Source organism: Cupriavidus sp. USMAHM13, assembly GCF_001854285.1.
Taxonomy (GTDB): Bacteria; Pseudomonadota; Gammaproteobacteria; order Burkholderiales; family Burkholderiaceae; genus Cupriavidus; species Cupriavidus malaysiensis.
In genome coordinates, this window is record NZ_CP017751.1 from 2,937,736 (window position 1) to 2,953,274 (window position 15,539).

At 67.3% G+C, this 15,539-nt stretch carries 8 protein-coding genes; 4 read left to right on the forward strand and 4 right to left on the reverse strand.

The annotated features are described in order from the left end of the window. Nucleotides 1-84: 84 nt before the first annotated feature. The 3 genes from BKK81_RS12880 (at nucleotide 85) to BKK81_RS12890 (ending at nucleotide 5,356) form a co-directional block, all read left to right on the forward strand. Nucleotides 85-3,117 carry a two-partner secretion domain-containing protein gene (locus BKK81_RS12880; RefSeq protein ID WP_071013503.1) on the forward strand — a complete coding sequence of 1,011 codons (3,033 nt, stop codon included), beginning with the start codon at nucleotides 85-87 and terminating at the stop codon, nucleotides 3,115-3,117. Nucleotides 3,118-3,221: 104 nt separating this feature from the next. After that, the gene (locus BKK81_RS12885) at nucleotides 3,222-4,382 is read left to right on the forward strand and encodes a fimbrial protein (RefSeq protein WP_156811285.1); all 1,161 of its coding nucleotides are present in this window, start codon (nucleotides 3,222-3,224) and stop codon (nucleotides 4,380-4,382) included. Between the two features lie 332 nt (nucleotides 4,383-4,714). After that, nucleotides 4,715-5,356 (forward strand): response regulator, encoded by a 642-nt coding sequence (locus BKK81_RS12890; RefSeq protein ID WP_071013508.1) that lies wholly within the window; start codon nucleotides 4,715-4,717, stop codon nucleotides 5,354-5,356. Between the two features lie 86 nt (nucleotides 5,357-5,442). On the opposite strand, the gene lpdA is transcribed toward BKK81_RS12890, so the two are convergent. The 4 genes from lpdA to aceE all read right to left on the reverse strand — a co-directional run bounded on the left by lpdA (nucleotide 5,443) and on the right by aceE (nucleotide 12,478). Further along, a complete protein-coding gene (gene lpdA, locus BKK81_RS12895; protein WP_071013511.1) occupies nucleotides 5,443-7,227 on the reverse strand; it encodes a dihydrolipoyl dehydrogenase in 1,785 nt (594 codons plus the stop codon). A 35-nt stretch (nucleotides 7,228-7,262) separates the two neighbouring features. After that, the gene (locus BKK81_RS12900; RefSeq protein ID WP_071013514.1) at nucleotides 7,263-7,880 is read right to left on the reverse strand and encodes an MFS transporter; all 618 of its coding nucleotides are present in this window, start codon (nucleotides 7,878-7,880) and stop codon (nucleotides 7,263-7,265) included. 69 nt (nucleotides 7,881-7,949) lie between these two features. Next, nucleotides 7,950-9,632 carry a dihydrolipoyllysine-residue acetyltransferase gene (gene aceF / locus BKK81_RS12905; RefSeq protein WP_071013517.1) on the reverse strand — a complete coding sequence of 561 codons (1,683 nt, stop codon included), beginning with the start codon at nucleotides 9,630-9,632 and terminating at the stop codon, nucleotides 7,950-7,952. A 158-nt stretch (nucleotides 9,633-9,790) separates the two neighbouring features. Beyond that, on the reverse strand, nucleotides 9,791-12,478 hold the full coding sequence (aceE, locus tag BKK81_RS12910) for a pyruvate dehydrogenase (acetyl-transferring), homodimeric type (RefSeq protein ID WP_071013520.1): 2,688 nt from the start codon (nucleotides 12,476-12,478) through the stop codon (nucleotides 9,791-9,793). 447 nt (nucleotides 12,479-12,925) lie between these two features. On the opposite strand from aceE, the gene BKK81_RS12915 reads away from it, so the two are divergent. After that, nucleotides 12,926-15,508 (forward strand): PAS domain S-box protein, encoded by a 2,583-nt coding sequence (locus BKK81_RS12915; RefSeq protein WP_071013523.1) that lies wholly within the window; start codon nucleotides 12,926-12,928, stop codon nucleotides 15,506-15,508. Nucleotides 15,509-15,539 lie beyond the last annotated feature (31 nt).

Consider the following 15,539-nt stretch of genomic DNA (forward strand, 5'->3'; position numbering starts at 1 on the left):
AGCCGTCTTCCGGTCCACCCTGGGCCCGGATGCCCGCTCTGCCGAAGTCCGGCTGAGTCCTTTCAACAACAAGAGGTATGCAAGATGAACCGTAGTTACATCCTGGTCTGGAACACGGCCCAGCAATGCTGGCAGGTTGCGCACGAAGGCGCGCGTCGGCAAGGCAGGCGAGGCAAGCCGGCGCTGGCGGCCACTGCGGCGGCGGCCTTGCTCGGGCTCGTCGCCGCCCCATCGGCCCATGCCCTGCCGAGCGGCCAGAACATCGCCGGCGGCAGCGCTGACATCCAGAAGGATGCGAGCCAGCAGGCGATGTCGATCAACCAGAAGACCGACAAGCTGATCATCGACTGGAACGATTTCAACATCGGCGCAGGCGAGCGCGTGAGCTTCAACCAGCCCGGCAGCGCTGCCGTGGCATTGAACCGGGTCATCGGCAACAACAGCAGCGAGATCTTCGGCAGGATGGAGGCCAACGGGCGAGTCTTCCTGGTCAACCCCAATGGCGTGCTGTTCGGCAAGAGCGCCCAGGTCAACGTGGGCGGCCTGGTCGCTTCCACCCACGGCATCTCCGACCAGCAGTTCCTCGCACCAGGCCATAACTACAGCTTCACCGATTCGAACTCCCCCAACGCCGTCGTCAACGAGGGCACCCTCACCGCCGCGGTGGGCGGCAGCATCGCCCTGCTGGGAGGCCGCGTACGCAACGATGGCCTGATCCTGGCTCCGATGGGCAGCGTGGCACTCGGTGCCGGCGGCGACGCGATGGTGCGTTTCGGCGCCGCCGACGGCCTGCTCAACCTGGAGATCAACGGTGCCGCCGCGGACGCGCTGGCGCACAATGGCGGCCTGCTCAAGGCCGACGGCGGCCAGGTGTTGATGACCGCACGCGGCAGCGGCGCCCTGCTGCAGGCCGTGGTCAACAACGTCGGTGCGATCGAAGCCAATACACTGAGCCGACGTGCGGGCAAGATCACGCTGGACGGCGGCGACGTCGGCCGTACCTTCGTCGGCGGACGGCTCAGCACCAGCGCAATGAACACGGTCGGCGACGGCGGCGAAGTCGTGACCCGCGGCCGGGGCCTCGATGTCGGTCTGGGCCTGATGGTCGACACGCGCGCCAGCAACGGCATGCACGGCAACTGGACGCTCAGCGCCCCGGACATGACGATCGGCCGCTACGCCAACGACAGCAGCGCCAATGCCTACAGCGGTACGCTGGCACAGAACCTTGCCACCACGCACATCAAGGCCAGGAGCGAGACCGGAGACCTTTCCCTCAAGGGCCCGGTGGCCTGGAACTCCAGCAACCATCTGTCGCTGGAGGCGGCCGGAAGCCTCCACGTGAACGCCCCGGTGAGTGCCAGCGGCATCCGCGCCGGACTGATGCTGAACGCCGGCAACCAGGTGAATATCAACGACAAGCTCACCCTCAGCGGCACTGCCAGCGAACTCGAGATCAACGCGCCGGGCGGACGCAACTTCGGCGATAAGGGCTCGGTCACGCTATCTGGGAGCAGTGCCGGCTTCACCGCCAACGGCATCCGCCACACCGTGATACAGAATGTCGCCCAGCTGCAGCAGATCGACACCAATCTCTATGGCCACTATGTACTGGGCAACGGCATCACAGGCGGCCGCCTGCTGTCCATCGGCGGGCCGTACGGCGTCTTCCGCGGCAGCTTCGACGGCCTGGGCAACACCATCAGCGGACTCTCGATCACCGGGCGCGGCGCCAATGTCGGTGTGTTCTCGGAAGCGGCCGGCTCCATCAGCAACGTGAAGCTGGCAAACCTCAGTGTGACCGACAACGCTTATGGCCCGGTCCCGGGCTCCGTGGGAGCTCTGGCAGGCGTGAACCGGGGCCTGATCCGCAACGTCAGCACGGAACGGGTCAACGTCAGCAGCAACACCTCGCGCTCGACCACTGTCGGCGGGCTGGTGGGAATCAATACCGGCACGCTGGAGAACGTCAGCACCAGCGGTTCCGTCTACGGTGGCGTCAACGCGCGCGCCGTCGGTGGCGTGGCCGGTGAGAACATCCTCGCCGGCGCCGGCGACCCGGCCGCGATCCGCGGTGCGGTCTCCCGCGCGCAGGTGTCCGGCGGCGTGCTCAACGACATCGGCGGCGGCATCGGCGGCATCGCCGGCGTCAACAACGGGGGCACGCTGCAGGATGTCCGCAGCGAAGGTGCCGTCACCGCCAGCCGGGCCGGTGTCAACGCGGGCGGCATCGCCGGCTTGAACGCCAACGCCGGCACGATCGAGAGCGCCAGCGCCAGCGGTCGCGTGCAGGGCAACCAGCGCGGCAACGCCGGCGGCGTGGTCGGCTTGAACTCGGGGGCCACCATTGCCGCCTCGCAGGCCAGCGGCCAGGTCAACGGCAGCGCCACCGCCAACCTGGGCGGCATCGCCGGTCTCAACGCCAATGGCGGCCGCCTCGCCCATGTCGCGGCCACCGGGCCGGTCGTCGATGCCTCCGGCGCCAATGTCGGCGGCGTGGTGGGCGCCAACAGCTTCGGCACCGTGTCCCATGCCACGGCATCCGGACAGGTACGCGCAGGCAACAGCAGCCGCGTGGGGGGTGTGGTCGGCAGCAACCTCTATGGCGGCGAGGTGCTCAACGCCAAGGGCTACAGTGACGTCTCCGGCGGCTCCACCAGCCTGGCCGGCGGCGTCGCCGGCTACAACCTCGGCGCATTGACCGCCGCAGAAGGACATGGGAAGGTCACCGCCGGCAACAACGCCAGCGCGGGCGGCGTCGCCGGCGCCAACCTCGGCACTATCGTCGGCGGCATCGGCCTGGGCGAAGTGACCGGCGGCAGCCGCAGCAATGTCGGCGGCGTGGTCGGCGACAACCAGGGCACGGTGTCGTATTCCCACGCGAACGGCTCGGTGCGTGGCGGAACATACGCCGCGCTGGGCGGACTGGCCGGCGTGAACCGCAGCGTGATCGATTACTCCACCGCCGCCACCCGCGTCAACTACCAACCGGCGGGCTACCAGCAGGTCTATGGCGGCCTCGCCGGCCTCAACACCGGACGCATGACGGGCAACGTCGCCTATGGCGCGGCCTCCCTGCTACCGCCGGCAGGTTCGAACTCCGGCCTGCTGCAATAACGGTCCAGGACGGCCCGGCAGCCCGCCATGCCGGGCTGCACGTCCTGGCCTCGGACACGGTTGTTCCGCCTCGGCAGAACAAGCAATCTTCCTCGGAGTACCCTATGACCCGCAATTCCCCAGCATGGACGCAGCGCCCCCGGCGCCGCCGTGCCCGCGCCCTCGCGGGGGCCTTCAGACTTCTCCTCCTCCTGCTGCCGGCTTCCGTCGCGGCGGCCAGCTACAACGGTGCGATGAGATGCAGCGTTCCCTTGCCGCCGAGCGGCGACGGTGGCTGGAGCGGCACCGGCCTCACCGCAGCGGCAAAGCCCGGCGACGTCCTGCTCAAGCGCACCGTCTCTTTCTTCGTCCGTTTCGAGACAAAGCGCACCCAGTCGCCGCAAGTCCTCGCGGCCTTGGGCAACTGGATCAATCCGGTCCAACTGGTCAACACCGACATCATGCCGGTGGTCCTCGCAAACGATCCGACACCATTCGTATCGAAGATCGGCATCCGCATGAGCCACAAGGATCAGGCGATCTATCGGGGCCCGCAGCAGCAGACCATCCTGAATGTCAAGGAACTCGCTACAGAGGACACCAACTATGCCTTCGACCTCTTCCAGGAACTCGTACTGCTGGTCGACCCGAAGGAACTGCCCGCCGGGGATATCAAGATCGCCGGCATCGCCAAGGGTGCCATGGTGGAACTGTTCACCTACTCGGTGGATGCGAGCAAAGGCATCGTCGGCCAGACCGTCGCGCCCCATGCGGAGGTCAACGCCTGCAACAGCAACCTCGCCACGGGCAAGCTGATGAATGCCCTGATCCCGCGCGAGACGATCCCCAACCGATGCAAAGTCGAAGTCACGACCATTCCCGTGACGATGAAGAACTATTCGCTCCTCAACGTGGCGGAACCCGCCTGGGAAGACCCGGGATCGGACCCATTCACCTTGAAGCTCAGCGATTGCGCGCAAAACGCCAAGCCGCAGATATGGTTCCGCGATGAGAACGAGCCCGGCAACACCTCCGACACGCTCAGCGTCAGCGGTGGCGCCGGCGGTATCGGCATCGCCATGTTCAGCCTTCCCACCGGCAAGCCCGCAAGGCGCGTCAAGTATTTCAGTTCGGCCCCGCCCGCCGGCAGTTCCGGCCACCACGCCATGGAAGTCAACGGCACGGAAGCCACGCTCAAGTTCTTCGCACGCTATGTGCGCACCGGGGAACCGCTGGCGGCGGGGGATGCCAACGGCCTCGCCAGCTACTTCATCACCTTTCCCTAATCCGTTGCGTCGGAACAAGCGCACCCGAGCGGCGTTGCATCCAGGTCGCAGGCCAGGCGGGAAGCACGGCCATCGCGCGCGGCGATGGCGAGCCTTTGCAACGACGCAGACGGCCCGAAGGCGCTGTCGATCGGGCATGCCCTTCGAAGGACGCAGTGCACTCGTGAGCCTTCCTAGCGAAAGTCCCGCGAAGAGCGGGAGACAACCTGAGGACGGAAGCGTCCCTGCCAGCCCCCGAGCCTGCCAGCCAGTGCTTTCCTCTGTTTCCGCCGCCCCCGGGATGGAAAGCGACCTTGCCTGCAACCTGTCATCTGGACCAGAGGAAACCGACCATGTCTACAGACACTATCCGCGTCATCATTGCCGATGACCATCCTGCCATCGTGATGGGTGTCCAGCACGAGCTGCAGAAGGACCTGTCTCTCGCGATCGTGGCCCGCGCCAGGAACTCCACCGAGTTGTTCAAGTCGCTGGAAGAACTGGAGTGCGATGTGCTGATCTCCGACTACGCCATGCCGGGCGGCATGCACGGCGACGGCATCGCCCTGTTCTCCCAGCTCCGGCGCCGCTACCCGACCTTGCGCCTGGTCGTGCTGACGATGCTGAACAATCCCGGACTGATCCGCGCCCTGCTGCGGCTGGGCATCAACTGCATCCTCAGCAAATCGGACCGCATCGGTCATGTCAGCGCCGCCACGCAATCCGCCTTGCTGCACCAGCCCTACTTCTCGCCGTCGATCAAGGATCAGGTGGTCGGCCAATCGCTGGCGTCCCGCAATGTGCTGACCGCGCGCGAAGCAGAGATCGTGCGCCTGTTCGGCGGCGGCATGACCATCTCCGAGATCGCCCGCCAATGCAACCGCAGCGTGCAGACCATCAGCACGCAGAAGATCAGCGCCATGCGCAAGCTCGGTATCAAGCGGGACTCGGACCTGATCCGCTACGCCAACGACTGGGAGCGCAGACATGACTGAGCATCGCCGCCGAGGAACCGCCGGCCGGGCGCCGAAAAAAAAAGAGCAGGCCACAGGCCTGCTCCCGTCTTGCGAAGACCCTGCCCTCAGCGCTTGCGCGGCGGCGGAACGTCGGTGCAGACGCCTTCGTAGATCTCGGCCGCCATGCCCACCGACTCGCCCAGCGTCGGGTGGGGGTGGATGGTACGGCCGATATCGACGGCGTCCGCGCCCATCTCGACCGCCAGGCAGATCTCGCTGATCAGGTCGCCGGCATGCGTGCCGACGATGCCGCCACCGATGATGCGGTGGGTCTCTTCATCGAACAGCAGCTTGGTGAAGCCCTCGTCGCGGCCATTGGCGATGGCGCGACCCGATGCTGCCCACGGGAACATGCCCTTGCCGTACTTGATGCCCTGTGCCTTGCATTCGTCCTCGGTCAGGCCGGCCCAGGCCACTTCCGGATCGGTGAAGGCCACCGACGGGATCTGCTTGGCGTCGAAGAAGGCCTTCTCGCCATGCGCCGCCTCGGCCGCGACGTGGCCTTCATGCACCGCCTTGTGCGCCAGCATCGGCTGGCCGACGATGTCGCCGATGGCAAAGATATGCGGCACATTGGTGCGCATCTGCTTGTCGACGTCGATGAAGCCGCGCTCGGTCACGGCCACGCCGGCCTTCTCGGCGCCGATGCGCTTGCCGTTGGGCGAGCGGCCCACCGAGACCAGCACGAGGTCGTAGCGCTGCGGCTCGGCCGGCGCCTGCTCGCCCTCGAACCTGACGTAGATGCCATCGGCCTTGGCTTCCACCCCGACCGTCTTGGTCTTGAGCATGACCTTGCCGAAGCGGTCCTTGTTCTTCTTCTCCCAGACCTTGACCAGATCGCGGTCCGCGCCGTTCATCAGGCCGTCGAGCATTTCCACCACGTCGATCTCGGCGCCCAGCGTGCTGTACACGGTCGCCATTTCCAGGCCGATGATGCCACCGCCGATGACCAGCATCTTGTTGGGCACCTCAGGCAGCTCCAGCGCACCGGTGGAATCGACGATGCGCGGATCCTCGGGGATGAAGGGCAGCTTCACCGCCTGGCTGCCGGCGGCGATGATGGCCTTCTCGAAGCGGATCACGGTCTTCTTGCCGGTGGCCTGCTTGCCTTCGCCTTCGGTCAGCTCGACCTCCAGGTGATGCGGGTCGAGGAAGCTGCCGATACCGCGCACCACCTGCACCTTGCGTGCCTTGGCCATGCCGGCCAGGCCGTTGGTCAGCTTCCCCACCACCGACTGCTTGTAGTGGCGCAGGCCGTCCAGGTCGATCTTGGCCTCGCCGAACAGGATGCCATGGGCTGCCAGCGCCTTGGCCTCGTCGATCACCGCCGCATTGTGCAGCAGTGCCTTGGAAGGGATGCAGCCGACGTTCAGGCAGACGCCGCCCAGCGTGGCATAGCGTTCGACCAGCACGGTGCTCATGCCCAGGTCGGCCGCGCGGAAGGCGGCGGAATAGCCGCCGGGGCCGGCGCCCAGCACCAGCATCTCGCACTGGATGTCGGCGCCGCCGCCATGGGTCGCGGCGGCCGGCGCGGCGGCTGCAGGTGCCGGCGCAGCGGCAGCGGCAACGGGTGCCGGCGCGGCAGCGGGCGCCGGGCTGGGGGCCTGGGCCGCGCCGGTCTCGACCGTGCAGATCACCATGTCCTGGCCGACCTTGTCGCCCACCTGGATGCGCACATCGACCACCGTGCCCGCCACCGAGGACGGCACGTCCATGCTGGCCTTGTCCGACTCCAGCACGATCAGGGACTGCTCCACCTCGACCGTGTCGCCGGGCTTGACCAGCACCTCGATCACTTCCACTGCGTCGAAATCGCCGATATCCGGCACCTTGACCTCGATCACACTCATGCTTTGCTCCTCAATGCGCCGCCCGCCCGTCGGGATCAGGCAACGCCGTCGTTGTTGGGTGCCATGCCCGCCGCGCCGTCCGCCGCGCGCAGGCGCAGCACATGCACTTCGACCGGGCCGGCCGAACTCTTGTCGAACTCCACGCCGGCCTCGACCCCGATGCGGGCGATCCGCGCCGCGTCGAACCCGGGGCTGTCGTAGACGGCATGCATCGCGCCGAGCGCGTAGTTACGGCCGGAACCGATGCCCCAGAAGCGGTCGAAGGCAAACACCTCGCGATACGAATACACGCCGAAGATTCCCTCGGGATTGGCGATCAGGCAGACGATCTGCGACGACTCGTAAGGATCGTCCTCGTCCTCCTTGGTGTTGATGAAGTACTCGGTCTTGAGCCTCTCATGCACCTTGAGGAAGGTCCGGAACACGTCGTCGCGCGAGCCCAGCCGGCACTCCTCGCCCAGCCCGGACAGCAGGCTGCGCATCACCGGGAAATGCGCGGTGGTGCCGGCCAGCGCGATGAAGCTCTCGCCGACCGGAAACACCTTCTGGTTGCGCTCGTAGGCACGCGACAGGCGCGTGTCGCCGAAGGTGACCAGCGCGTCGGCCGCGATCGCCACCTCACCGTCCTTCTTGACGACTACGCAGGTAGTCATGGCTCGCCTCGTCTTGCTCGTCGTTGCCTCGCCGCGGGCACGGCGGCACGGCCGCCGCGCCCCGCCCGCTTACAGCAGGATGCGGCGGAAGTCGGCCAGCAGCTGCGCGAAATAGACATTGAAGCGCGCGGCCTCGGCACCGTCGATGACGCGGTGGTCCCACGACAGCGACAGCGGCAGCGTCAGGCGCGGCACGAACTGCTTGCCGTCCCAGACCGGCTTCTGGTACGACTTGCACACGCCCATGATGGCGACCTCGGGCGCATTGATGATCGGCGTGAAGTAGGTGCCGCCGATGCCGCCCAGCGACGAGATCGAGAAACAGCCACCCTGCATCTGGTCCGGCTTCAGCTTGCCGTCGCGCGCCAGCTTGGCCAGCTCGCCCATTTCCTGGCCGATCTCGAGCACGCCCTTCTTGTCGGCGTCCTTGATCACCGGCACCACCAGGCCGTTGGGCGTGTCGGCGGCGAAGCCGATGTTGAAGTACTTCTTCAGCACCAGGTTGTCGCCATCGAGCGAGGCGTTGAAGGTGGGGAACTTCTTCAGCGCCGCCACGGCCGCCTTGATCATGAAGGCCAGCATGGTGACCTTGACGCCCTGCTTCTCGTACTCCTTGTTCAGCTGGACACGGAAGGCTTCCAGGTCGGTGATGTCGGCCTCGTCGCAATTGGTGACGTGGGGAATCATCACCCAGTTGCGGTGCAGGTTCGCGCCCGAGATCTTCTTGATGCGCGACAGCGGCTTGCTTTCCACCTCGCCGAAGCGGGTGAAGTCGACCTTCGGCCACGGCAGCAGGTTCAGCTCGCCACCGCCGGCTGCGGCCGGCGCCGCCTGGGCGGGCGCCGCCACCTGGCCGCTCATCACGCCCTTGACGAAGTTCTGCACGTCCTGCTGGGTGATGCGGCCCTTCGGGCCGGTGCCCGGCACGCGCGACACGTCCACGCCCAGCTCGCGTGCGAACTTGCGCACCGAGGGGCTGGCGTGCGCGGCCTTGCCACTCACGCCAGCCGGCGCGGGGGTCACCTGGGCCGCGGGCGCGGCAGCCACGGGAGCGGCCGGCGCCGGGGCGGCCGGTGCCGGCACGCTGGCGGCAGCCGCCGCCGGCGCGCTCGCCGCAGCCACCGGTGACGCCGGTGCCGCGGCTGCGCCGGCGGCCTCCAGGATCAGCAGCAGCGTGCCTTCGGCCACTTCGTCGCCGATCTTGACCTTGACTTCCTTGACGGTGCCGCCGACCGGCGTCGGCACGTCCATGGTGGCCTTGTCCGATTCGAGCGTGACCACGGCATCCTCGGCCTGGATCACATCGCCAGGCTTGACGTGGATCTCGATCACGGGCACGCCCTTGTAGTCGCCGATATCCGGCACCTTGACCTCGACGTTGCCGCCGGCTGCGGCGGGAGCCGGGGCCGGGGCCGCCGCCGGCACGGGGGCCGGGGCCGGGGCAGGCGCAGCGGCCGGAGCCGGAGCCGGCGCGGCGGCCTGGGCAGGCGCCGGCGCGGGTGCGGCAGCCCCTGCGGGCTCCAGCATCACCAGCACGGTGCCTTCGGACACGTTGTCGCCGACCTTGATGCGGACTTCCTTGACCGTGCCGGCCTGCGGCGACGGCACGTCCATCGTCGCCTTGTCGGACTCCAGCGTGACCAGGGCGTCCTCGGCCTGGATGGTATCGCCCGGCTTCACATGCACTTCGATGACGGGAACGGCGTCGTAGTCGCCGATGTCCGGCACCTTGATTTCAATCGCTTGACTCATTCAGTGTCTCCTGGACAGGCACGGGGCGCGACAGGCACAAGCGGCGAGGTTACCCCCGCCGCCGGCATCTGTCACGCCGCCACGCCGCAAGGCTTCCGGACACGGCCGGACGCCATGCAGCACTCCCGCGCCTGCGGGGGTTGGTGCGGACGGCCCGATCAGACCGTGGTCGGATTCGGCTTGTTGGGATCGAGGTTGTACTTCTTGATCGCCTCGGCCACCTTGTCGCGGCCGATCGCGCCTTCGTCGGCCAGCGCCTTGAGCGCGGCCAGCGTGACCCAGTAGCGATCCACCTCGAAGAAGTGGCGCAGCTTCTCGCGCGTATCCGAGCGGCCGAAACCATCGGTGCCCAGCACCGAGAAACGGCGCGGCACGAAGGGGCGGATCTGCTCGGCGAAGGCGCGCACGTAGTCGGTGGAAGCGATCACCGGACCGCGCACGGTCTTCAGGCTCTTGGCCACGTGCGACTCGCGCTGCGGCTCGGTCGGGTGCAGCAGGTTCCAGCGCTCGACGTCCTGGCCTTCGCGCGCCAGCTCGGTGAAGCTCGGGCAGCTCCACAGGTCGGACTCGACGCCCCAGTCCTTTTTCAGCAGTTCCGCAGCGGCGATCACCTCGCGGAAGATGGTGCCCGAACCCAGCAGCTGCACGCGCGGCGCATTGCTGTTCTCGACGCCCTTGCGGAACTGGTACATGCCCTTGACGATGTCGCGCTCCACGCCAGCCGGCATTTCCGGATGCTCGTAGTTCTCGTTCATCACCGTCAGGTAGTAGTAGACGTCCTCCTGCTCGGCGTACATGCGGCGCAGGCCGTCCTGCATGATCACGGCCAGTTCGTACTGGAAGGTCGGATCGTAGGAGATGCAGTTCGGGATGGCGGCATGGAACACGTGCGAGTGGCCGTCCTCGTGCTGCAGGCCTTCGCCGTTCAGCGTGGTACGGCCCGAGGTGCCGCCCAGCAGGAAGCCGCGCGAGCGCATGTCGGCCGCGGCCCAGCACAGGTCGCCGATGCGCTGGATGCCGAACATCGAGTAGTAGATGTAGAAGGGGATCATCTGCACGCCGTGCGTCGAGTACGACGTGGCGGCGGCGATCCAGTCGCACATGGCGCCGGCTTCGTTGATGCCTTCCTGCAGCACCTGGCCGGTCTGCGACTCCTTGTAGAACATGAGCTGGTCATGGTCCTCGGGCACGTACTTCTGGCCCTCCTGGTTCCAGATGCCGATCTGGCGGAACAGGCCTTCCATGCCGAAGGTGCGCGACTCGTCGGGCACGATGGGCACCACGTGCTTGCCGACCTGCTTGTCCTTGAGCAGGGTGTTCAGGATACGTACGAAGGCCATCGTGGTGGACACTTCGCGGCCCTCGCCGGTGGCCTTGAGCAGTGCCTCGAACGCGGACAGCGCCGGCACCGGCAGCGGCTCGGCCTTCTGGCGGCGGGCCGGCAGGTAGCCGCCCAGGTTCAAGCGCGCCTGGCGCATGTATTCCAGTTCCTTCGAGCCTTCCTCGAAGGTGACGTAGGGCACTTCCTCGATCTTGTCGTCCGGCACCGGGATGTTGAACTGGTCACGGAAGCGGCGGATCGCCTCCACCGGCATCTTCTTCTGCTGGTGGGTGATGTTCATGGCCTGGCCGGCGTCGCCCATGCCATAGCCCTTGATGGTCTTGGCCAGGATCAGCGTGGGCTGGCCCTTGTGCTCGGTCGCAGCCTTGTAGGCGGCGTAGATCTTGTGCGGATCGTGGCCACCGCGGTTCAGGCGCCAGATGTCTTCGTCGGACCAGTCGGCGACCATGGCCTTCAGATCCGGCGTGTTGAAGAAGTGCTCGCGCACGTAGGCGCCGTCCTTGGCCTTAAAGGTCTGGTACTCGCCGTCCACGCACTCCATCATGCGCTTCATCAGCAGGCCCTTGGTGTCGCGTGCCAGCAGCGAGTCCCAGCGGCTGCCCCACACCACCTTGATCACGTTCCAGCCGGCACCGCGGAATTCCGACTCCAGTTCCTGGATGATCTTGCCGTTGCCGCGCACCGGGCCGTCCAGGCGCTGCAGGTTACAGTTGATGACGAAGACCAGGTTGTCGAGCTTCTCGCGGCCGGCCATGCCGATCGCGCCCAGCGATTCCGGTTCGTCGGTCTCGCCGTCGCCCAGGAAGGCCCACACCTTGCGGCCTTCGGCCTGCACCAGGCCGCGGCTGTGCAGGTACTTCATGAAGCGGGCCTGGTAGATGGCCATGATCGGGCCCAGGCCCATCGACACAGTCGGGAACTGCCAGAAATCCGGCATCAGCCACGGGTGCGGATAGGACGAGATGCCCTTGCCGTCCACTTCCTGGCGGAAGCTGTCGAGCTGCTCGGTGCTCAGGCGGCCCAGCAGGAAGGCGCGCGAATAGACGCCGGGTGCCGAATGGCCCTGCACGAAGACCAGGTCGCCGCCGTGCTTGTCGGACGGCGCGTGCCAGAAGTGGTTGTAGCCGACATCGTACAGCGTCGCCGCCGAGGCGAAGGACGAGATGTGGCCGCCGACGTTGGTGTGCTTGTTGGCGCGCAGCACCATCGCCATGGCGTTCCAGCGGGTGTACGAGCGGATGCGGTGCTCGATGTCCTGGTCGCCGGGGATGCGGGCCTGCTGCTCGACCGGAATGGTGTTGATGTACTGCGTCTCGGCGTGGAACGGCTGGGTGACGCCGTTCACGCGTGCGTATTCGATCTGCTTGTCGATCAGGAAGGCGGCGCGTTCAGGACCTTCGGCACCGATCACGCCCTGCAGGGCCTCGAGCCATTCATGGGTTTCCTGGGGATCTGCGTCGTTGGCGCTGCCGGCGCCGAGGATCTGTTCTGGTACGGCTGACATGACTGTCGTCTCCTGGTGAGTTCCAGCGTCGGCCCCTGCTGTTGGCTCGGGCCCGCTCTGTCGGTGTAACCGCGGCGCGGCGGCGATTGCGGATGCCTCCACCGCGCCGTGCTGCCTCGGGCTGCCGCGCGCTGGCGCGTGGCTTTCCCGCCCTCGTTGTTCGGTGCGACCGATTCTATGGAAGCTGCATGCGCAGCACAAGCGGAATTTTCAAATTACGGTATCGTTTCTTATAATGTGAAATATTGACGCAACGCACCACAAGCCACTCCGTTCCCGCCCACATCGTCGCCCTACGCTCTGGCAGCGGTGCCCCGCCCGACACCACGCCGGCCACCGCCGGCATGGCGCGGCGGCACCAGGCGGCCGGCGCCTTCATAGGCGCTTTCCCCAAGCGACGCACTGCAATATTCCCGCTACACTGGCCCGTCAGCCGTCAATCCCGTCATGTCGTTCCTCGCCCGCCTCCTGCATGGCCTGCGCGCCGCCGCCCTCCCTCCTTCCGCTTCCGGCCCGGCCCAGGCGCAATCCAGCGGGCCGCCCTCAGCGGGCGGCGGCATGGCGCCGCTCGACAGCCTGGGCCCGGCCGATGACGCCATCGCGGCAAGTCCGCCGCCGCGCAGCCTGTGGTGGCTGCGCTGGCGCAACCTGGTCGCGACCAGCTGGTTCATGTTCATCCCGCTGGTGGCCATCGTGCTGTTCACCGTGGCCATGGGCGTCATCCTGTGGTCGCTGCACGAGACCGAGCGCCAGCAGCAGCGCGACGCCCTCTACCGCGACGCAGCCTGGGCGCAGCAGCGCGTGCGCCTGTCGCTGCTGAGCAACCAGGACCAGCTGGCCTCGCTGGCCCGCGACATCGCCGCCGCCCAGCTCGACCAGGGCGCCTACCGCATCGCCGCGCAGGAGATCCTGCGCGAAAACCCGGAAGTGGTCTTCATCAACTGGCTCGACGCCACGCGGCGCAGCCGCTGGTCGCTGCCGTCCACCTCGGAGTTCGCCAACCGCCTGCGCGAGACGCAGGACCAGCCGCTCGAGCCGGAAGTCCTCGACACCTTCGACGCCGCGCGCGAGACGCAGCGCGTGGTCTACTCGCGCCCGCTGGTCAACGACCGCGGCGACAGCTTCATGCTGATGGAGGTGCCGATCGTGCGCGATAACGAGTTCCTCGGCACGCTCGGCGCGCTGTACTCCATCAACGGCATCCTGACCCACCTGCTGCCGCCGGAGCTGACCGAACGCTACCGCTTCTCGCTGATCGACAAGAACAACCTGGTGCGCGCCAGCACCTCACTGCGCCCGGTTCCCGGCAATGCGCTGTCCTACGAGGTCCTGCTGGATCCGCCCGGCCATTCGCTGTCGCTGCGCGCCGACGCCTATCCGCCGCCCTCCAACCTGCCCAACAATATGCTGCTGTGGCTGGTGGTCGGGCTGTCCTGTTTCCTGCTGTGGAGCCTGTGGAGCATGTGGCGCCACACCAGCCGCCGCTCCGAGGCACAGCGCGCGCTGCTGGCCGAGACCTCGTTCCGCCGCGCGATGGAAAACTCGATGCTGATCGGCCTGCGCGCGCTCGACCTGAAAGGCCGCATCACCTACGTCAACCCCGCGTTCTGCCGCATGACCGGCTGGCAGGAAGGCGACCTCGTCGGCCGCCTGCCGCCCTTCCCCTACTGGCCCGCCAACGACCAGCCGGAGATGCAGAAGCAGATCGACCTGACGCTGCAGGGCAAGTCCCCGGCCGGCGGCTACGAAATGCGCGTGATGCGGCGCGACGGCAGCAGCTTCTTCGCCCGCATGTACGTCTCGCCGCTGGTGGACAGCCGCGGCCGCCATACCGGCTGGATGAGCTCGATGACGGACATCACCGAGCCCAAGCGCGCGCGCGAGGAACTCGCCGCCGCCCACGACCGCTTCACCACCGTGCTGGAAAGCCTGGACGCGGCGGTCTCGGTGCTGGCCACCGACCGTCCCGAACTGCTGTTCGCCAATCGCTACTACCGCCAACTGTTCGGCTGGGACGCCGACGGCCACCTCAAGCTGGCCGGCGACGAGGTGGACAAGGAACAGGTATCGGGCGACCACACCGACCACGTCGACGGTTACGCCGGCCTGCCCGCCTCGGAGCTGATGCCCTACAGCTCCGATGCGCGCGAGATCTTCGTGCCGGCCATGCAGAAGTGGTTCGAGGTGCGCCGCCGCTATATCCAGTGGGTGGATGGCCACCTGGCGCAGATGCAGATCGCCACCGACATCACGGTGCGCAAGGCGGCCGAGGAGATGGCGCGCCAGCACGAGGAGCGGCTGCAGTTCACCAGCCGCCTGACCACCATGGGCGAGATGGCCTCCTCGCTGGCGCACGAGCTGAACCAGCCGCTGGCGGCCATCAACAACTACTGCATGGGCGCGGTCGCGCGCCTGCACTCGGGCCGCAGCACGCCGGAAGACCTGATCCCCATCCTGGAGAAAACCTCGGCCCAGGCGGTGCGGGCCGGCACCATCATCAGCCGCATCCGCGGCTTCGTGAAGCGCAGCCAGCCGCAGCGCCGCGAGGCCGCCCTGCACGAGATCGTGGCCGACGCGGTCGGGCTGGCCGACCTGGAGGCCACGCGCCGCCGCGTCACCATCCTGACCCGCCTGCCGGCGCCACCGGTGCTGCTTTACGTGGACCCGGTGCTGATCGAGCAGGTACTGGTCAACCTGCTGAAGAACGCGGTCGAGGCCATGTCGGGCCTGCCGGCCATGCGTGCCACCGGCGTGGTGCGCCTGCACGCCCGCATCGAGCAGGGCGACCTCGGCCAGAACGTGCACATCGACGTGATCGACCAGGGGCCGGGCGTGGACGAGGCGACCAAGGAGCGCCTGTTCGAGCCCTTCTTCAGCACCAAGTCGGATGGCATGGGCATGGGCCTCAATATCTGCCGCTCCATCATCGAGTCGCACCAGGGCCGCCTGTGGGTGGAAAACAATGCGGATGGCATCGGTTGTACGTTTAAAATCACGCTGCCGATGCATCCCGGGCTGACCGAGCAGTAAGTCCTCCCGCCCCTCGGGGGTGGAGCGACGC